Consider the following 19943-nt stretch of genomic DNA (forward strand, 5'->3'; position numbering starts at 1 on the left):
GATGTGCCAGCCTCCGGTCGATGCTGGCATATATCGCCGTATGATTACTCGCCTTGCTGGCGCTGCAATCGTGCCAGCACATCCTGAGCAGAACTTTTATTGCTTGCGCCAATACCTGCTTCGGCCAGCTTCTCGTCAAGGTCACGCCCATCCGCAACTTTTTCCAGCTGTGCGGCAGCATCCAGACGCGCCTGACGCTCTGCCTGGCGCATTTGTAAACGCTTGAGCGACTCTGCGGCGGTAGACACGCTGGAAGACGCGCCCACGGTCGACGTGGTCACGGCCTGCTGGGCGCGCTGCATCGCTTCTGTAGCCTTTACCACCTCCAGTTGCTGCTCGAACTGTGCAATCCGTTGAGCGGTAGCACTAACCGCTTTCTCAACGCCATCACGAGAGGCCTCAAGGTTAGTAAGCACTTGCTCTTCAGCGGTAATGACATTCTCCAGACAGGCAATTTCTTCTGCAACTTCGTTAATCAGAGACGGGTTAGCGTTTTTACTCAGTGCTTCCAGCACTCGCGTTTCCAGACTGGATTTGCGTGCCCGCAGATCGCTTAACTTGTCATTACTCATCTTCACGCGTGCCAGCAGGTCAACCCGCGATTTTCCGGCTTTATCCAGTTCACCTTTCGCATCACGAATATGCTGTTCCAGCATCCGCACACCCTGCGCTTCTTCAATTGATTCTTCCGCCTGAGAAAGTACGGACTTGCCGAGGGTAAACAGGCTTTTTAAAATTCCCATAAATAGCGTTCCTTGTTATTCGTGAGTGTATTCTTCAGTGATTTCAGCCAAATCCAGAGCGTTATCCGCAAGCGTCGTCATCTCCAGGACCACATCATCCAACGATGAGTTCAGGGAAAGCGCCCCAAATGCGACGTAATATTCATCATGCTGAACGCGTGAAATCCCCACGGAAGACAGAGGAAGGAGTTTCTGATTACGCAATAAGAAAACATTAAACTCATCTTGCTGATGAATACTGCTGACAGGACAAATAATGGTTTCAATAATAATCTGGCGGGATGTAAATAACACACTGAGCGGCAAATCGCCATAATCATTCATTTTAATAATTAATGACCGCTCATTATTTTCAATATCTATATTTAATTCTTGAAGAGTTTGTAGTGCTTCAGCAAGCACCTGCGGATTCCATGCCATATATTTCCCATATATTAGTTAATTAGAAATAAATATCATTTTTCAGCCTTTATCATACTTGTTTAAGATAAAAAAAAGCCATCCGAATCAGGATGGCTTTTTCCGAAAATTAAGCTTAGCTGCGCTGACGGACTGCTTCAAACAGGCAGATGCCCGTCGCAACTGAAACGTTCAGCGACGAAACGCTACCTGCCATCGGGATGCTGATGAGTTCGTCACAGTGTTCACGGGTCAAACGGCGCATACCTTCACCTTCTGCGCCCATCACCAACGCCAGACGTCCGGTCATTTTGCTCTGGTAGAGAGTATGGTCGGCTTCACCAGCGGTTCCGACGATCCAGATATTCTCTTCCTGCAGCATACGCATGGTGCGCGCCAGGTTGGTCACGCGGATCAGCGGTACGCTTTCTGCCGCACCGCAGGCCACTTTTTTCGCCGTTGCATTCAACTGAGCGGAACGATCCTTCGGTACGATTACAGCATGTACGCCAGCGGCATCGGCGCTACGCAGGCATGCCCCCAGGTTATGCGGGTCGGTGACGCCATCGAGGATCAAAAAGAACGGCTGATCGAGCGTAGCAATCAGATCCGGCAGATCGTTTTCCTGATACTGACGCCCAGGCTTCACGCGAGCAATAATCCCCTGATGTACCGCACCCTCGCTTTTCTCATCCAGAAACTGACGGTTAGCCAGTTGAATGACAACACCCTGTGCTTCCAGTGCGTGGATCAGCGGCAGCAGGCGTTTATCTTCACGACCTTTGAGAATAAAGACGTCCTGGAAGCGCTCAGGCGCACGTTCCAGCAGAGCCTGCACCGCATGGATGCCGTAAATCATTTCACTCATGAATGTACTCGTTAATAGTTTATGCATAACGCGGGCAACACGAGATTGCCCGACTTACTGTTTATGGCAGTTATTGTGCGACTTTCTTTTTCGCCGCACGTTTAGCTTTGGTGGCGGCAGCGATTTTAAGCGTTTTTGCCGATGGCTTTTTCGCTTTTTTGTCGCCTTTCTTCTCAGCCGCATTCTTTTCCGCCTGAGGTTTGGCTCTGCCTTTTTTCTCGCCGCGGAAAGCGCTGTCCGGCTCGAAATTCACCTTTTTGCCCATCTGACGACGTTTACCGGTATTTTTACCCGCATCGCTTTTTTTGGCTTTTTCGCGCGCAGTTTTACCTTCATTACGCGGCGCACGTTCGCTGGAGATCAAGCTAAAGTCGATCTTACGCTCGTCCATGTTGACTGCTTCCACGCGAACTTCCACGCGATCGCCCAGGCGATACATCTGACCGCTGGATTCCCCCGTCAGGCGCTGCCCAACCTGGTCGAAACGATAGTAGTCGTTATCCAGAGAGGAGACATGCACCAGACCGTCGATAAACAGCTCATCAAGACGGACAAAGAAACCAAATCCGGTGACGCTGGCAATCACGCCTTTGAAGACATTCCCCACCTGATCCAGCATGAAGTCGCACTTCAGCCAGTCAGAGACATCGCGTGTGGCTTCGTCAGCACGGCGCTCGGCCATCGAACAGTGCTGACCCAGTTGCAGCATCTCTTCCATCGAGTAATGGTAGCCACCCGTTTCCGTGGTGTTGCCTTTATGACCCTGCTCCTGCGCCAGCAGATACTTAATCGCCCGGTGCAAGGAGAGGTCCGGGTAACGACGGATCGGTGAAGTAAAGTGTGCATAAGATTGCAGCGCCAGGCCGAAGTGACCACGGTTTTCCGGATCGTAAATCGCCTGCTTCATCGAACGCAGCAGCATGGTTTGCAGCATTTCTGCGTCAGGACGGTCAGCAATCGACTCCAGCAGTTCAGCGTAATCGCGCGGCTCAGGTTTGTTGCCACCTGGCAGCTCCAGTCCCAGCTCTGCCAGGACGGAACGGAACGAGTTAATCGCTTCGGTCGTCGGCTTATCGTGAATACGGAACAGCGCTGGCTCTTTGGCTTTCTCAACGAATCGCGCCGCTGAGATGTTCGCCATGATCATGCACTCTTCAATCAGCTTGTGCGCGTCGTTACGCTGCGTCTGCTCAATACGCTCAATACGGCGTTCAGCATTGAAGATAAACTTCGCCTCTTCACTTTCAAACGAGATACCGCCGCGCTCTTCGCGGGCTTTATCCAGCACTTTGTAGAGGTTATGCAGCTCTTCAATGTGTTTGACCAGCGGTGCGTACTGCTCACGCAGCTCCTGGTCGCCCTGCAGCATGTGCCAGACCTTGGTGTAGGTCAGACGTGCATGGGAACTCATGACCGCTTCGTAGAATTTAAAGCCGGTTAAACGGCCTTTCGACGAAATGGTCATTTCACAGACCATACACAACCTGTCCACCTGCGGGTTGAGCGAACACAATCCGTTAGACAGCACTTCCGGCAGCATCGGAACAACCTGCGACGGGAAGTAAACGGATGTGCCACGGCTGCGGGCTTCCTGGTCCAGCGGAGTCGGCGGGCGAACGTAATAGCTTACGTCGGCAATTGCCACCCATAAACGCCAGCCGCCGCCGCGTTTCTTCTCGCAGTAAACCGCATCGTCGAAGTCACGCGCATCTTCGCCATCGATAGTCACCAACGGCAGGTCGCGCAGATCGACACGTCCTATTTTCGCCTCTTCCGGCACTTCTTCTTTCAGTCCGGCGACCTGTTTCTCAACAGCCTGCGGCCAGATATATGGGATTTCATGAGTACGCAGGGCCATATCAACGGCCATGCTGGTTCCCATGTTGTCACCCAGCACTTCTACAATTTTACCCACCGCTTTGGTGCGGCGAGTCGGACGTTGGGTCAGTTCAACGACGACCACAAAGCCCATACGAGCGCCCATCACCTCTTCCGGCGGGATCAGGATATCGAAACTCAGACGGCTGTCGTCGGGGACGACAAACCCAACGCCAGCATCGGTGAAGTAGCGACCGACAATTTGGCTGGTTTTTGGCACCAGTACACGCACAATACGCGCTTCGCGACGACCTTTACGGTCCGCGCCCAGCGGCTGCGCCAGCACCTGATCGCCATGAATGCAGGTTTTCATCTGCTCGCTGGACAGGTACAGGTCATCTTTGCGGCCTTCAACGCGCAGAAAGCCGTAGCCATCACGGTGGCCAATAACGGTACCTTTCAGCAGGTCGAGACGCTCCGGCAGCGCATAGCACTGACGACGGGTGAAGACCAGTTGTCCGTCACGCTCCATCGCGCGCAGACGGCGGCGCAGTGCTTCCTGCTGCTCTTCACCTTCAATGTTGAGTTCAGCGGCCAGCTCATCACGGTTGGCCGGTTTTTCACGTTTAGTTAAATGTTCGAGGATAAATTCCCGGCTTGGGATAGGATTCGCGTATTTTTCAGCTTCGCGTTCCTGGAAAGGATCTTGTGACATTGAGGTTCCTCCATTGTCAGCTCTGATGGAATTCCTTCGTCTTTCACGACGCCTCTTTGTTGGCTGCCTTTGCTCCCACCAGTCACTTACTTTTGTAAGCTCCTGGCGACTCGCTCAGTTGCCGCCGCGATGCGACGCGAAATACTTTGGACTTCATTACTCCACCAGCAATAATTTATAAAGCGGTTGATTCTCTTCAACCAAATCAGCAAGTGTGTAGTTGTCCAGCTCCGTGAGAAAACTTTGCACTGCCTTAGAAAGCGCCTGTTTGAGTCGACAGGCCGGGGTAATGTGGCAAAACTCGCTGCTACAGTTGACCAACGATAAGGGTTCCAGCTCGCGAACCACATCACCAATACCAATATCCTTAGCGGGTTTACCCAAGCGGATACCGCCATTTTTTCCTCGAATAGCAGTAACAAAGCCCGCCCGGCTAAGTTGATTGATTATTTTGACCATATGATTACGGGACACGCCGTAGACTTCTGTCACCTCAGAAATACTGGTCATACGTCCTTCGGGAAGTGACGCCATGTAGATTAGCGCACGTAATCCGTAATCGGTGAAACTTGTTAACTGCACATCAACCTCAGGAAAAGGGATAAAACGGATAAACCTGGTGGTATTAATTATATTGATGATAAACCAGCCACCAGCCAGGTCGCTAATTTATTTCAGTTCGGGAAGGAAAAAAGCGAGGAACTTACGTGATTTTAAGCCGGATTCTGATGCAAAGCACCTTATCCGGCTTGAGATATTGCAAGCGCAGCGCCATTAGACGCCACGCTATAACCAGAATTATGCGTCGAACGGGTCGCGCAGGATCATGGTTTCAGTACGGTCTGGGCCAGTTGAGATAATATCAATCGGCACACCGGTCAGTTCTTCAATACGCTTGATGTAGTTCAGTGCAGCCTGCGGCAGACCGCTACGTTCCTTCACGCCGAAGGTAGATTCAGACCAGCCCGGCATGGTTTCGTAAATCGGCTCGATACCTTTCCAGTCGTCTGCTGCCAGCGGAGTAGTCGTTACTTCACGGCCATCCGGCATACGGTAAGCGACACAGATTTTCACCTCTTTCAAACCGTCCAGTACGTCCAGTTTGGTCAGGCAGAAGCCAGACAGGGAGTTAATCTGTACTGCACGGCGTACAGCAACGGAATCCAGCCAGCCGGTACGACGGCGACGACCGGTGGTCGCACCATACTCGTTACCTTGTTTGCACAGGAACTCGCCAACGTCATCAAACAGTTCAGTCGGGAACGGACCCGCACCTACACGAGTAGAGTAAGCTTTGATGATACCCAGAACGTAGTCCACATAACGTGGGCCCAGGCCAGAGCCGGTTGCCACGCCACCTGCGGTGGTGTTGGAGGAAGTTACGTACGGATAGGTACCGTGGTCGATATCCAGCAGCGTACCCTGCGCACCTTCAAACATGACGAAATCGCCACGCTTACGCGCCTGGTCCAGCAGATCGGAAACATCAACAACCATCGAGGTCAGGATGTCGGCGATAGCCATCACATCATCCAGCACTTTCTGGTAGTCAACTGCTTCAACTTTATAGAAATTCACCAGCTGGAAGTTGTGATATTCCATCACTTCTTTCAGTTTTTCAGCGAAGGTTGCTTTATCAAACAGATCGCCAACACGCAGACCGCGACGAGCTACTTTGTCTTCATAAGCCGGACCGATACCACGACCGGTAGTACCGATCGCTTTCTCGCCACGCGCTTTCTCACGAGCGTTATCCAACGCAACGTGATAATCAAGGATCAGCGGACAAGCTTCAGACAGCAGCAGGCGCTCGCGAACCGGGATACCACGATCTTCCAGTCCTTTCATTTCTTTCATCAGCGCGGACGGAGACAGAACAACACCGTTACCGATGATGCTGATGACATTCTCGCGAAGAATACCTGATGGAATAAGATGGAGGACGGTTTTTTCACCGTTGATTACGAGAGTATGGCCTGCGTTGTGACCACCCTGGTAGCGCACAACATATTTAGCCCGTTCAGTCAGAAGATCGACGATCTTCCCTTTACCTTCGTCACCCCATTGGGTGCCCAGTACGACGACGTTGTTACCCATTTTTCAAAATCACCGTTTGCTTAAAAATGGATTCTACCACCGCTTTTTCAGATATACAGCACTTTTTGCATGCGAAAATCCGCAAATTAGTCTACTTATTAATCAGCCAATCGTTTTCCTCAACATGTAGTAGACCACAACGCCCGCAACCACAAGACCTCCACCAAAACGACGCAAAATATTTTCGGGAAGTTGCGCCATTGCAGAGATCATTTTCTTCCATGCGCTGGGATAAAGCATCGGACCCAGCCCTTCCAGCACCAAAACCAGCGCGAGCGCCAGCAAAATTGTTGAATTCATCCATCGCCCTTATATAAAAAGAAAACCACCGCATCCCTGGAGATGCCGGTGGTTTTGCTGCTTTAAAACCGCTGGAACGCGATTAGCGTGTCGCGGAACTCGGTGTCTTCATGTAACGGAAGAAATCGCTGTCCGGACTCATGACCATCACGTCCTGGTTGCCTTCGAAGCTCTTCTCGTAAGCACGCAGGCTACGGATGAAGGCGTAGAAGTCAGGATCCTGACTGAACGCATCGGCAAACAGCTTAGCGGCTTCTGCATCGCCTTCACCGCGCATGATACGGCCCTGACGCTCAGATTCTGCCAGCGTTTTAGTGACTTCATAGTCCGCCGTTGCACGCAGTTTTTCCGCCTCTTCCTGACCTTGTGAACGATGGCGACGTGCTACCGCTTCACGCTCAGCGCGCATACGGTTGTAGATAGCCTCGGACACTTCAGCAGGCAGGTTGATTTGCTTAATACGCACGTCAACCACTTCGATGCCCAATGCCGCCATACTGTTCGGGTTGATGACCGGTACTTTACCGTTCGTTTCAGCCTGAACACGTTCAGCCGCTTCGGCAATCGCGCTATCTGCTGCCGGAGTCGCCACTTCATCTTCCGTGCCAGCAGAGCCGGAGTTCAGCGCGTCACGAACTTCCAGGGTCAGACGACCGCGGGAATCGGTAACGATATCCTTCACGTCCAGACGACCAATTTCAGAACGCAGACGGTCAGAGAACTTACGTTTCAGCAGGACTTCCGCCTGAGAAACATCGCCACCGCCCGTTGCCAGGTAGTAACGGCTAAAGTCACTGATGCGCCACTTGATGTAGGAGTCAACAATCAGGTCTTTCTTCTCTTTGGTAACAAAGCGATCGGCCTGGTTGTCCATGGTCTGAATACGCGCATCGAGCATCTTCACAGATTCAATAAACGGAATCTTGAAGTGCAGGCCTGGTGCAACGACCAGCGGCTTGTTTTCATCGTCACGCAGAACTTTACCAAAGCGCAGAGTAATGCCGCGCTCGCCTTCTTTGACCACAAAGACAGACATGAACAGAACTACCAGAACGATGATGATAATCGCAATAACTGACTTACGCATCGTTATTCCCCCTGACGCTGGTAGTCGTTACGCTGCGCATTCGCGCGGCGTTGGTCCATAATATCGCCCTGACTGGTGGACGATGTATTGCTTGCTCCAGTGCTGGAAGTCGTTGCTGGCGGCAGACGCAACAGGTTTGAACTGCTGTCAGTCTTTGCTGCTGGCGCACTACCACCTTTCAGCATTTGATCCAGCGGCAGAACCATCAGATTGCTGCCTTTATCGTTAACCAGGACTTTGCGGGTATTGCTCAGCACTTTTTCCATGGTTTCGATATACAGACGCTCGCGGGTAATTTGCGGTGCGGCTTTATATTCCGGCAGAATTTTTGCGAAGCGAGCCACTTCACCCTGTGCTTCCAGGATGGTCTGAGTCTTATACGCACGCGCTTCTTCCAGAATACGCTGAGCCTGACCGTTTGCACGCGGCTGAACTTCGTTGGTGTATGCTTCTGCTTCACGAATGTACTGCTGTTCGTTTTCACGTGCTGCGATAGCATCGTCAAACGCGGCTTTTACTTCTTCCGGCGGACGTGCGGCCTGGAAGTTGACGTCCAGCAAGGTGATACCCATGTTGTACGGACGGATCGTTTCTTCCAGTTCACGCTGGGTATCGCTACGAATAACGGTACGCCCTTCGGTCAGGATACGGTCCATGGTGTATTTACCGATAACCCCACGCAGGGCGCTGTCAGTTGCCTGACGCAGACTGTCATCCGCACTGGTTACGCTAAACAGGTAACGCTGCGGATCGGTCACGCGGTACTGTACGTTCATTTCGACGCGCACGACGTTTTCGTCAGAGGTCAGCATAACGCCGGATGCGGCAAGTTCACGCACGGCTTCAACGTTGACCGGTGTCACTTCATCGATAAAGGTCGGTTTCCAGTTCAGACCCGGTTCAACCAAATGGCTGAATTTACCGAAGCGTGTCACCACGCCACGTTCCGCTTCTTTAATGGTATAGAAACCGCTAGCCGCCCAGATAATGACGATGGCGGCCGCTGCGATAGTAAAGACTCGACCGCCCAGTTGCGGACGCGGGCCTTGCGATGAACTACCGCCGCCAGAACCAGTACCTTTACCGCCACCCAGACCACCGAGCTTTTTACTCAGTTTGCGGAAGATATCGTCCAGATCGGGAGGTCCCTGCTCGCGACCACCTTTGTTTCCATTTCCCTCAGGGTTGCCGCCAGGTTTGCTGCTTCCCCAGGGGTCGCGGTCTTGTCCGTTATTACCGGGCTGATTCCACGCCATTTTTGTGCTCCATATTTGTTATGCGATGCTATACCTGCGTCTTTTGCGCTGCCGATGCGTTGGCTGCGTCCCTCAACTCCAGTCACATAGTTGACTATGCTCCTGGAGATTTCAGGACTTGCCGCCTTCCTGCCGCACAAAATCCACAAGGTATAGAGGCGAAAAAATCTTCAGGCCATATCCGTCAGATCAGACAACATAGTCTTCCAGTGCCGGTTCTTGTTTACAGAGGCGACGCCAGTCTACGATCGGCATACGAACCTGCAGACCTACGCTGCCGTCTTCCTCCATCCACTCTTTTTCTATTGCCTGAAGTTGATAAAACCGGCTTCTCAATCGCCCTTCCTGCGGCGGCAAACGCAACGTATGCTGCGCCACCTCACCGGAAAGTCGCTCAGTCAAAGCCTGAAAAAGTTGTGGTATACCAATCCCCGTTTGCGCTGATACCCAAACGCGAATGGGTTTATTCTCTTCATCTCTATCGATACGCGGCTCAAAGTCATCCAACATATCGATTTTATTCATCACCAGCAGGGTCGGGATCTCATGTGCATCGATCTCTTCGAGCACCGTGTCGACTGCCTCGATGTTTTCCTGCACACGAAAATCTGCAGCATCAATAACGTGCAGCAGCAATGTCGCCTGACGTGTTTCCTGCAAGGTGGCTTTAAATGCCGCCACCAGGTCGTGCGGCAAATGGCGTATAAACCCTACGGTATCCGCCAGCACGGTCTCACCCACGTCCGCCACGTCTATGCGGCGCAGCGTTGGGTCCAGAGTCGCAAACAGCTGGTCCGCTGCATAAACCCGGGCTTCGGTGATCTGGTTGAACAGGGTAGATTTTCCGGCGTTGGTATATCCCACCAGTGATACGGTTGGGACATCCGCTTTCTTGCGCGACTGCCGCCCCTGCTCACGTTGCTTTTCAACTTTTTCCAGGCGCGACTGTATTTGCAAAATGCGATTACGCAGCAAACGACGGTCGGTTTCGAGCTGGGTTTCACCCGGACCACGCAAACCAATCCCGCCCTTTTGCCTTTCAAGGTGGGTCCAGCCACGGACCAGACGCGTAGCCATATGGCGCAACTGCGCCAGCTCAACCTGCAACTTACCCTCATGGGTGCGCGCACGCTGGGCAAAAATATCTAAAATAAGACCGGTCCTGTCGATTACAAGACACTGGCACAACTGTTCCAGGTTACGTTCCTGGGCGGGGCTCAGAGCATGATCAAAAATCACCACCGCAGCGCCAGTCGCTTTTACGGCTTCGGCAATTTCGATTGCCTTACCTTCACCAACAAAATACTTCGGGTGCGGTGCTTTACGGCTCCCGGTAATCACCTGCATTGCTTCGACACCGGCGGAAGAAACCAGAGATTCAAACTCCTGGAGGTCTTCCATATCTTTGTCTTGCGAAAAATAGATGTGTACCAGTACCGCCTGCTCACCGGCATCATAACGGTCAAACAAGCGTCAACCCCTTAATATAAATCAACGGGGAACGCAGGATCGCTGGCTCCCCGTATGTAAAACAGCTAATAACCTTATTCGGTTTCTTCGCTGTCCTGTTGCGCAGATGAACCTTGCGCGTTGCTACCGTGATGGTAGTTGCTGCCAGTGCCGCCGGTGGCATTATTGCTGTGATGAGAAACCGGACGAGACGGGACAACAGTAGAAATCGCGTGCTTATAAACCATCTGGCTGACCGTGTTTTTCAACAGGATCACGAACTGATCAAAAGACTCGATTTGACCTTGCAGCTTAATACCATTCACCAAATAAATAGAAACTGGAACACGTTCCCGACGCAGTGCGTTCAGGAACGGATCTTGTAAAGATTGCCCCTTAGCCATTCTCTCTTTTCCTTATATGCTTATTTGTACTTTGAACCTTTCGATTCTGAAAAATTGCGCACGATACGTTTCAATTGTACACATTCAGTTCGCGATAGCACCAACAACCTGTAATACTTCGTTTCGCGCCTGGTCAGGCTTTTCACTGTCAAGCCAGTGCACCCCTTCCCAACCACGCAACCAGGTTACCTGTCGCTTCGCCAACTGCCTCGTGGCGCAAACACCTCTATAAACCATTTCATCGTATGAAATTTCACCTTCAATGTATGACCACATCTGGCGATACCCTACACAACGAATGGAAGGCAAATCCGTATGCAAATCTCCACGGGCAAAAAGCGCCCGGACTTCTGCTTCAAAACCTGAAGCTAACATCTGATGAAAACGCTGCTCAATTCGCTGATGGAGCAGTTCACGGCTCGCCGGGGCGATTGCAAACTGATGCACCTGATACGGCAAAGCATCTCCTGACGTTTGCGTCAGCTCCGTTAAAGTTTTACCCGAAATGAAAAAAACTTCCAGTGCCCGGGAAAGTCTTTGCGGATCATTTGGATGAATACGCGCCGCAGCCACCGGATCGATGTCCTGAAGCTGTCGGTGTAACGCGTCCCAACCCTGCTCTGCCGCCTGCTGCTCAATTCTGGCCCTGACTTCCGAGTCCGCCGACGGTAACGGCGACAGCCCCTCAAGCAAGGCTTTGAAATATAACATTGTGCCGCCCACCAGCAACGGGATACGCCCCGCGGCGGTGATGTCGGCCATCTCGGCTAACGCATCGCGACGAAAATCCGCAGCGGAGTACGCTTGCGACGGATCGCGAATATCCAGTAATCGGTGCGGCGCGGCCTGTAATTCATCTGCATCGGGCTTGGCTGTACCGATATCCATCCCCTTGTAAATAAGGGCGGAATCAACGCTTATCAACTCTATGGGCAAAACTTTACGCAATTCAATTGCGAGTGCCGTTTTACCGGAGGCCGTTGGCCCCATCAAAAAAATCGCCTTTGGCAGGCTCGCCTTACGGGTATCACTCATGTTTCAGGGCATTCATTACCGAATGTAAATCAACAGGTTGTAACAGACCACCCGGCGGTGCCTTCACGAGTTGTGGGCAGAGCCGCTCAACATCCGCTAACAGTGTAATCGCCTGTGCCATACTCCACTGTGGATGCTCGCTAATCAGGTTACGTGCGATCCACTGCGCAATATTGCCTGGCTCGAATACGGATTGCTGCGCCAGGTAGCCTATCAGTTCAGGAATCAAGATTTGTAAATTTTGTTGGCGTAAGGGTAAAGGCACCGCCCGGATGGTCACATGCTGCGCATCCAGTTGAAATTCAATGCCCAGCTCAGCCAGTTGGCTCTGTCCTTTTTGCAGCGCCGCTTTTTCATCGGCGTTGACTTTTAACCGTAAAGGGATCAGCAACGGCTGGGCGCAAACGGTCCCCTGGTCCGGCGTTAATTGCGCCTGACGCAGCCAACGCTCAGCCACCGGTAATGCCAGCAACCGAATATGGCCATCGCACTCGAGTAACGCACAGTCTGCACCGACAATTGTTAGCACCCGGCCAAAGCCCTGACTGCTGCCACTCAGAGGTGCCGATGATGTTTCAGAGACCGGCGTTTTACGCGTTGGAGCCGGCGTCTGCATCAGTTTCTGATAAATTTCGCCCTGCTGCTTTTGATATCCGGGTTGGGCATGAGGCCAACTGGCCCCCGCCTGACGGCCTGCGCCACTACTGCCGTTTCCAGCGCCAGCGGATGCTGAGTACCGCGGTGTTGCAGGTTCACGCGCGGGGGCAGGCTCGGCAAAATGGTTACGTCCGGCAGCAACACGGTTTTCCGGGATGTGCCTTGGAGCAGGTTCGTCCTCATCAGCCAACGGCAGCGGCGTTTCAAGCTGCTGTTGCAGGACGCTCAACACGCCCTGGTAAATAAAATCGTGCACCAGGCGGGATTGATGGAAACGGACCTCATGTTTAGCTGGGTGTACGTTGACATCCACTTGATGCGGATCGATTTCCAGATACAGCACAAAAGCGGGTTGTTGATCGGCTCCCAGCTTATCTTCACAGGCCTGGCGGATAGCATGGTTGATCAGCCGATCTCGCATCATCCGACCATTCACATAACAGTACTGGATTTCTGCCAGTGCTGCCGTTGTGTGATTAGGATCGGCCACCCAGCCACGCAGCGTTAAATCACCATGCTGCCATTCAATCGCCAGCGCATGCTCCAGAAACGGCGTGCCGCAAATCGCGCCCAGCCGGCGCTCTTTCTGCCCATCCACGGCCACTGCCCGGTACTGACGCACCACTTTGCCGTTGTGAGACAAATTAATCGTCACATCAAAACGCGCCAGCGCAATGCGGCGAATAATCTCGTCGATATGATTAAATTCAGTTTTCTCGGTGCGCATAAATTTGCGCCGCGCCGGGGTGTTGTAGAACAGATCTAACACCTCCAGTGTGGTTCCCACTGGATGCGCAGCAGGTTTTACCGTCACATCCATGTCGCGCCCTTCAGCATAGGCTTGCCAGGCCTCAGGCTGCTCTTGTGTGCGCGATGTCAGGGTTAAACGAGACACGGAGCTGATACTTGCCAGCGCTTCGCCACGAAATCCGAGGCTCACGATGGCCTCAAGATCGTCAAGCGAGGCTATTTTACTGGTGGCATGACGCGCCAGCGCCAGCGCCAGCTCGTCTTTTTTAATCCCGCAGCCGTTGTCACGAATACGGATAAGCTTCGCGCCGCCGCGCTCAATATCGATATCAATGCGCGTCGCACCGGCATCGATGCTGTTTTCCACCAGCTCTTTCACCACTGACGCAGGCCGTTCTACCACCTCGCCTGCGGCAATCTGGTTCGCCAGCTGTGGCGGTAGAACCTGAATCGGCATGGCTAATCCTTAATTTGTTAACGTGTTACCCGGCGATATGGCGCTGGCGGTTTGCGCCGGCGCGCCCTGCGGTCCGGTTTGCATCGGGTGCGCCTGGAAATAGTTACGCAATCCTTTGTATATCGCCTCAGCCAGTTGCTGCTGGTAATCATCGCTCGCCAACAGACGTTCTTCGCTGTTGTTGCTGATAAAGCCGGTTTCAACCAGCACAGACGGGATATCAGGCGAACGCAGTACGCCAAGACTGGCGTGTTCCGGACGGCGCTTATGCATCGAACCAATACGTTCTAACTGGCCGATCATGCTGGTCGCCACATCATACCCGACGCGCTGCGAATGACCGAACTGCAGATCCAGTACGGCCTGGCTGAGATAAGGATCGGACTGGCTGTTTGCCAGCACATCGCCCGCGCCGCCCAACAGCTCCGATTGTTTTTCGTGCTGTTCCAGCCAGCCGGCCATCTCACTGTTCGCCCGACGGTTCGACAGCACCCAAACGGAAGCGCCTGTAGCATCCCGGTTTGGCGCGGCATCCGCGTGAATAGAAACCAGGAAATTGGCGTTTTGTTTACGTGCGACGTCTGAACGCCCCATCACCGAGATAAAGTAATCGCCATCACGGGTGAGTACGCCTTTAAACATTGGGTCATCATTGAGCAAGCTGCGCAGTTTACGCGCCACGGCAATCGTGACGTTTTTCTCACGCGTGCCGCCGGGGCCAATCGCCCCCGGATCCTGCCCGCCGTGTCCGGCATCAATGGCAATAACCACTTTTTCACCGCTGCCGGTGCTGGCGCGCGCCGCAGGTCGTGTGGAGGTATTACTGTTGGTCACCATCGTGGTGCGATCGTTCTCTGCTTTAAACGGGTTACGCGCAGGCTCGGCAGGACGAGGGGCGACAACCGGCGTTTCAACACGCTTAACAACCACTGGAGGCGGTGGCGGTGGCGGTGGCGGTGGCGCATCAGCTTTGATGGTAAACACAACGGTATAATTGCCGCCGTTCTGTCGTTTAACGGCTTCGGCCTTGCCGTTCTCGGTTAAATCCACCACCAGACGCAAGGACTGCGCATCTTTTGGCGTGCCGGAGCGGATAGATTTCACCAGATTATTGCCGCTAAACAGCAGCGGTAATCCCTGAATCACTCCGGTTTGTTTAATATCCAGCGCGACCGTGCGTTTCCCGTCCTGGGTCACGGCGTATTCAGGCTCGCCAATAAAGCTCAGCGTAATCCGCGCCTGTTGATTGCCATTGGAAACCTGAAGATCGGAGAGGCTGGCGGCCCCTGCCTGCGCGCACAGCAGGACCAGGGTTGCCATCAGCCAGTTTCTGATGCGATAAATCATCCCGCCACCCTTAAGGTTATTCGGCTAAACGCGCCAGCAATAATTCACCCGATGAGGAGACTGCGCTTACGCGCGCCTCCCGACCTTGCGCCTGATATTCAATGTGTATTTCGACGTCCGGGTCTGGCAGTACACCTTTACCTTGTTGCGGCCATTCCACCAGGCAGATGGCATCATTGGCAAAATAATCGCGGATCCCCATAAATTCCAGCTCCTCCGGGTCCGCAAGTCGGTATAAATCGAAGTGATAAACCATCAAGTTATCGAGTGAATAGGGTTCAACCAGCGTGTAGGTGGGGCTTTTTACATTACCTTTATGACCTAACGCTTGCAGAAATCCCCGGCTGAAAGTGGTTTTACCCGCCCCCAGGTCGCCGTACAAATATATAACCGTCGCGCCGTCACAGGCTTTGGCTACCCGCAGTCCCAGGTCTAAAGTTGCCTGCTCATCAGGTAGTGGAATTACTCGATTCATCATGATAAACGTCAATCACATCAGGGTTAACAATACGCTGTAGCGTGGTAAAGAGATCTGTCGCCAGCATGCCGCGCGTACCAAAACGCGCCGCCAGCACATCCGCCGCCGCTCCGTGCGCAACACATCCCGCACATGCTGCATCATACGGGGTAAGCTTCTGTCCGAGCAATGCGCCAATAATACCGGAAAGCACATCTCCCATTCCGCCGCTGGCCATCCCTGCATTGCCGGTATCAATAATACCTAACTCAGCCTGTTCAGCAGCAACAACCGTACCCGCGCCTTTCAGCACTACCACGCCTCCGTACCGTTTTACCAGACGTTGTGCACAAAGTAAGCGATCGTCTTCAATTTCTGCAATGGAACAGCCCAGCAGTCGCGCGGCTTCACCTGGATGCGGCGTGATCACGCGATTGTGACGTTTATCGGGGTTGATTGCCAGCAGGTTCAGCGCATCCGCATCCCAGAGCATCGGTTTGCGAAAATTCTCCACTTTTTGCAGCGCTTTTTTGCCCCACTCCTGCTGACCAAGACCTGGTCCTATCACCACAACATCCGCCCATGCCAGGCTCTCTTCCAGAGTCTGCGGCGTCAGCGCATCGACCATCAGTTCTGGTCTGGCAGTCAGAACAGGCGCAATGTTCTCACTGCGAGTCAATACTTTGACCAGCCCGGCTCCCGCACGCAACGCCGCTTCACCGGCCATACGTATTGCACCTGCCGTGCCGTAGTCGCCGCCGATAATAACCAGCCGACCGTGGGAGCCTTTGTGTGAGGTGGGCCGACGCGGCGTTAGCCAGTGCGCAAGCTGTTGAGCATCAAAACGTTGCAGCGGCGCGTTCTGCCCCGCCAGCCAGTCGTCCAGCCCAAGAGCATTAACATGCAGACGTCCGGTGACATCGCGTGCTTTACCGGTGAGCAGACCTGGCTTGAGCGCAATAAAGGTAACGGTATGCGCAGCGTTGATGACTGCCCCCGGCGTCGCCCCCGTCTGCGCCAGCAGGCCGGAGGGAATGTCGATTGCAATTGTAGGGGCTGGGTGGCTATTGGCACGTTCGATCAACGCCGGGAGAGGTTCACGCGGCGCGTTTTTTAAGCCAGTACCTGACAGCGCGTCGATAATGACGTCCACGCTGTCTGGCCAGTTAATATCAGCAGCATGAATAACGCCACCGGCGTTAAGCCAAGCGTCGTGCGCCTGCTGCGCTTCCTCGGGGAGCGGTTTATCACCCTCGTGCGCCAGCAACGTAACATTAAAACCCTGCGCTTTGGCAAGTCTTGCCACCACGTAACCATCACCGCCGTTGTTGCCGTGACCACATAGCACCAGCCAGTGTTGGGCGTTCGGATAGGCCTCGCGGGTGACCTGAAACGCCGCCTCTCCCGCCCGTTGCATCAGCTCATACAACGTCAGCCCTAAACTGTCTGCCGCCTCTCGCTCCATACGCCTGATGTCATCGGCGTGCCAGATGGAGTGTGGTATACTTGCGGGGTTTTTCTTCATTGTATGGTCCGTCATGTCAGAGCCCCTCGATCTCAATCAGTTAGCGCAAAATATTAAGCAGTGGGGGCTGGAGCTTGGCTTTCAGCAGGTCGGTATTGCCGATACCGACCTCAGCGAAGCAGAGCCCAAACTGCAGGCCTGGCTGGATAAACAATACCACGGCGAGATGGACTGGATGGCCCGTCACGGCATGATGCGCGCCCGCCCCCACGAATTATTGCCCGGTACGCTACGCGTCATCAGCGTACGTATGAACTATCTTCCTGCCAAAGCGGCCTTTGCCAGCACGTTGAAGAACCCTTCTCTGGGTTACGTCAGCCGTTACGCGCTTGGCCGCGACTACCATAAGCTGTTACGTAACCGCTTAAAAAAGCTGGGAGAGATGATTCAACAGCACTGCGCTTCGCTGAATTTTAGACCTTTTGTCGATTCTGCGCCCATTCTTGAGCGTCCTTTGGCTGAAAAAGCCGGGCTTGGCTGGACAGGTAAGCACTCACTAATCCTCAATCGCGAAGCCGGTTCATTTTTCTTCCTCGGGGAATTACTGATCGATTTACCCTTGCCGGTCGACCAACCAGCAGAAGAAGGATGCGGGAAATGCGTCGCCTGCATGACCATCTGTCCCACTGGGGCCATCGTTGAACCCTACACCGTAGATGCGCGCCGCTGTATCTCTTATCTCACTATCGAACTGGAAGGCCCGATCCCGGAAGAGTTTCGTCCATTGTTGGGGAATCGAATTTACGGCTGCGACGATTGCCAGCTCATTTGCCCGTGGAACCGCTATTCACAGTTGACGACAGAGGATGACTTCAACCCGCGCAAGCAGCTTCATGCTCCGGAGTTAATAGAGCTGTTTAGCTGGAGCGAAGCGTGGTTTTTAAAAGTCACGGAGGGGTCTGCCATTCGTCGTATTGGCCACCTGCGCTGGCTGCGAAATATCGCCGTTGCGTTGGGTAATGCCCCCTGGGATAACGCAGTTATTCACGCGCTGGAAAGTCGCAGAGGTGAGCACCCACTTCTCGACGAACATATAGACTGGGCGGTTGCTCAGCAAATCGAGAAGCGAAATGCCTGCGTAGTTGAGGTGCAGCTACCGAAGAAACAACGTTTGGTCAGGGTCATTGAGAAGGGTCTGCCGCGCGACGCTTAAGTCATCCACAGCTTGTGTATAAAAATAAAAACACATTGATATTCAAGAGGGAAAAAATCGTCAAGTGATCGCATTAACAATTTGAAATGATAATTAAACCAATAATTTCAATCAGTTAAAATGATACTATTCACCCGGCGAAGTTTTTTTCATTCCAGGAATAATACCCGAACCTGTGGATAAGTCTGTTTACAAGAGTATGTCAATGACGAAACAAAACGTCCCCAACGCGATTATTCGTTGTGGATATTTTTATTGGGGTAAGAATTTGGAGCGGGAAACGAGACTCGAACTCGCGACCCCGACCTTGGCAAGGTCGTGCTCTACCAACTGAGCTATTCCCGCATAATCTTCGTCTTTCGAACCGCTACTGCGTTGGCTGCCTTCATTCGCCTGAGTCACTTACTTCAGTAAGCTCCTAAGAACTCATTCAGTTGCCGCCTTGTCGCAATTCGAAATTCTGCGATTGGTGGTCTGTGCTTATAAGCACTTTCAAATTTTGGAGCGGGAAACGAGACTCGAACTCGCGACCCCGACCTTGGCAAGGTCGTGCTCTACCAACTGAGCTATTCCCGCTTGGGTGTGTCTTTGCTTTACAAGCATTTTCAAATTTTGGAGCGGGAAACGAGACTCGAACTCGCGACCCCGACCTTGGCAAGGTCGTGCTCTACCAACTGAGCTATTCCCGCAAATTTGTTGCTGTCGTAATTCGCATTTCTGCGTCGTTACGGGAGGCGCATTATACGAGAAATCCGTTTAGCTGCAACCCCCTTGAATACGTTTTTTTCGAAAATTCGTTCAAGTGATTACTTTGCAATCAAGCTGAACAATTTAGCGTCAAAAAGCCGGTGACGCAAGCCACCGGAGAACAAAATCAAAGCTTAATAAAATGTTCGCGATAGTAAGCAAGCTCAGCAACAGATTCACGAATGTCGTCCATCGCCTGATGTGTTCCCTGCTTGGTGAAGCCAGCCAGGATTTCCGGCTTCCAACGACGCGCCAGTTCTTTGAGCGTGCTGACGTCCAGATAGCGATAATGGAAATACGCCTCCAGCTCCGGCATGTATTTAAACAGGAAACGACGATCCTGGCCGATGCTGTTGCCACAGATAGGTGATTTCCCTTCCGGAACCCACTCTTTCAAAAAAGCCAGCGTGGCCAGTTCTGCTTCACGATCGCCCATGGTGCTCGCCTTCACACGTTCCACCAGCCCGCTACTGGTGTGCGTACGTACGTTCCAGTCATCCATTAATGCCAGTTGTTCGTCGGACTGGTGCACCGCAATTGTCGGTCCTTCTGCCAGAATATTCAGGTTGGCATCCGTCACCAGCGTGGCGATCTCAATAATGCGATCGCGCTCGGGATCCAGACCTGTCATCTCCAGATCGATCCAAATCAGGTTGTTTTCATTGGCACTCATGCTATT

18 protein-coding genes and 3 tRNA genes are annotated in these 19943 nt (G+C 53.0%); 1 reads left to right on the forward strand and 20 read right to left on the reverse strand.

Translation table 11 applies throughout. The annotated features are described in order from the left end of the window. Window positions 1–44: 44 nt before the first annotated feature. The 16 genes from GFB57_RS02080 to nnr all read right to left on the reverse strand — a co-directional run bounded on the left by GFB57_RS02080 (window position 45) and on the right by nnr (window position 17379). Window positions 45–743 (reverse strand): PspA/IM30 family protein, encoded by a 699-nt coding sequence (locus tag GFB57_RS02080; protein WP_003025620.1) that lies wholly within the window; start codon window positions 741–743, stop codon window positions 45–47. 15 nt (window positions 744–758) lie between these two features. Further along, a complete protein-coding gene (locus tag GFB57_RS02085; protein WP_003025618.1) occupies window positions 759–1163 on the reverse strand; it encodes a DUF2170 family protein in 405 nt (134 codons plus the stop codon). 115 nt (window positions 1164–1278) lie between these two features. Beyond that, entirely contained in the window at window positions 1279–2010 is a 732-nt protein-coding gene (gene rlmB, locus GFB57_RS02090; protein ID WP_003025615.1) for a 23S rRNA (guanosine(2251)-2'-O)-methyltransferase RlmB, read from the reverse strand. Window positions 2011–2080: 70 nt separating this feature from the next. Then, window positions 2081–4543 (reverse strand): ribonuclease R, encoded by a 2463-nt coding sequence (rnr, locus tag GFB57_RS02095; protein ID WP_003025612.1) that lies wholly within the window; start codon window positions 4541–4543, stop codon window positions 2081–2083. Window positions 4544–4699: 156 nt separating this feature from the next. After that, complete coding sequence (nsrR, locus tag GFB57_RS02100; protein WP_003025609.1) at window positions 4700–5125, reverse strand: nitric oxide-sensing transcriptional repressor NsrR; 426 nt, start codon at window positions 5123–5125, stop codon at window positions 4700–4702. 216 nt (window positions 5126–5341) lie between these two features. Continuing rightward, window positions 5342–6640, reverse strand: a complete 1299-nt coding sequence (purA, locus tag GFB57_RS02105) for an adenylosuccinate synthase (RefSeq protein WP_003025606.1) — start codon at window positions 6638–6640, stop codon at window positions 5342–5344. 102 nt (window positions 6641–6742) lie between these two features. Continuing rightward, entirely contained in the window at window positions 6743–6940 is a 198-nt protein-coding gene (locus GFB57_RS02110; RefSeq protein WP_003025602.1) for a DUF2065 family protein, read from the reverse strand. A gap of 82 nt (window positions 6941–7022) precedes the next feature. Then, entirely contained in the window at window positions 7023–8027 is a 1005-nt protein-coding gene (gene hflC / locus GFB57_RS02115) for a protease modulator HflC (protein WP_003025595.1), read from the reverse strand. 2 nt (window positions 8028–8029) lie between these two features. Continuing rightward, on the reverse strand, window positions 8030–9283 hold the full coding sequence (gene hflK, locus GFB57_RS02120) for an FtsH protease activity modulator HflK (RefSeq protein ID WP_003025593.1): 1254 nt from the start codon (window positions 9281–9283) through the stop codon (window positions 8030–8032). A gap of 189 nt (window positions 9284–9472) precedes the next feature. Continuing rightward, the gene (gene hflX, locus GFB57_RS02125; RefSeq protein WP_003025589.1) at window positions 9473–10753 is read right to left on the reverse strand and encodes a ribosome rescue GTPase HflX; all 1281 of its coding nucleotides are present in this window, start codon (window positions 10751–10753) and stop codon (window positions 9473–9475) included. 74 nt (window positions 10754–10827) lie between these two features. Beyond that, a complete protein-coding gene (gene hfq, locus GFB57_RS02130; RefSeq protein ID WP_003025584.1) occupies window positions 10828–11136 on the reverse strand; it encodes an RNA chaperone Hfq in 309 nt (102 codons plus the stop codon). Window positions 11137–11220: 84 nt separating this feature from the next. Continuing rightward, window positions 11221–12171, reverse strand: a complete 951-nt coding sequence (gene miaA, locus GFB57_RS02135; RefSeq protein WP_290366928.1) for a tRNA (adenosine(37)-N6)-dimethylallyltransferase MiaA — start codon at window positions 12169–12171, stop codon at window positions 11221–11223. After that, window positions 12164–14035, reverse strand: a complete 1872-nt coding sequence (gene mutL / locus GFB57_RS02140; protein WP_008323056.1) for a DNA mismatch repair endonuclease MutL — start codon at window positions 14033–14035, stop codon at window positions 12164–12166. The genes miaA and mutL overlap by 8 nt, the downstream gene beginning before the upstream one ends. Window positions 14036–14044: 9 nt before the next feature. After that, complete coding sequence (amiB, locus tag GFB57_RS02145) at window positions 14045–15382, reverse strand: N-acetylmuramoyl-L-alanine amidase AmiB (RefSeq protein WP_003025574.1); 1338 nt, start codon at window positions 15380–15382, stop codon at window positions 14045–14047. Window positions 15383–15398: 16 nt separating this feature from the next. Next, window positions 15399–15860 (reverse strand): tRNA (adenosine(37)-N6)-threonylcarbamoyltransferase complex ATPase subunit type 1 TsaE, encoded by a 462-nt coding sequence (gene tsaE, locus GFB57_RS02150; protein WP_003025570.1) that lies wholly within the window; start codon window positions 15858–15860, stop codon window positions 15399–15401. Beyond that, window positions 15832–17379 (reverse strand): bifunctional ADP-dependent NAD(P)H-hydrate dehydratase/NAD(P)H-hydrate epimerase, encoded by a 1548-nt coding sequence (gene nnr, locus GFB57_RS02155; RefSeq protein WP_003025569.1) that lies wholly within the window; start codon window positions 17377–17379, stop codon window positions 15832–15834. Before nnr ends, tsaE begins: the two co-directional genes overlap by 29 nt. Here nnr and queG point away from each other — a divergent pair. Beyond that, complete coding sequence (queG, locus tag GFB57_RS02160) at window positions 17378–18517, forward strand: tRNA epoxyqueuosine(34) reductase QueG (protein WP_003025567.1); 1140 nt, start codon at window positions 17378–17380, stop codon at window positions 18515–18517. The two genes, nnr and queG, sit on opposite strands and share 2 nt — an antisense overlap. 269 nt (window positions 18518–18786) lie before the next feature. Here the strand turns inward: queG and GFB57_RS02165 are convergent. The 4 genes from GFB57_RS02165 to orn all read right to left on the reverse strand — a co-directional run bounded on the left by GFB57_RS02165 (window position 18787) and on the right by orn (window position 19937). Beyond that, a tRNA-Gly gene (locus GFB57_RS02165) sits at window positions 18787–18862 on the reverse strand. 155 nt (window positions 18863–19017) lie between these two features. Then, window positions 19018–19093 (reverse strand) — tRNA-Gly (locus GFB57_RS02170). Between the two features lie 37 nt (window positions 19094–19130). Next, window positions 19131–19206, reverse strand: a tRNA-Gly gene (locus GFB57_RS02175). Between the two features lie 185 nt (window positions 19207–19391). Further along, window positions 19392–19937, reverse strand: a complete 546-nt coding sequence (gene orn / locus GFB57_RS02180) for an oligoribonuclease (protein WP_003025565.1) — start codon at window positions 19935–19937, stop codon at window positions 19392–19394. Window positions 19938–19943: the final 6 nt, after the last annotated feature.

Source organism: Citrobacter sp. S39 (assembly GCF_009495675.1).
In the GTDB taxonomy this organism is placed as follows: domain Bacteria; phylum Pseudomonadota; class Gammaproteobacteria; order Enterobacterales; family Enterobacteriaceae; genus Citrobacter; species Citrobacter freundii.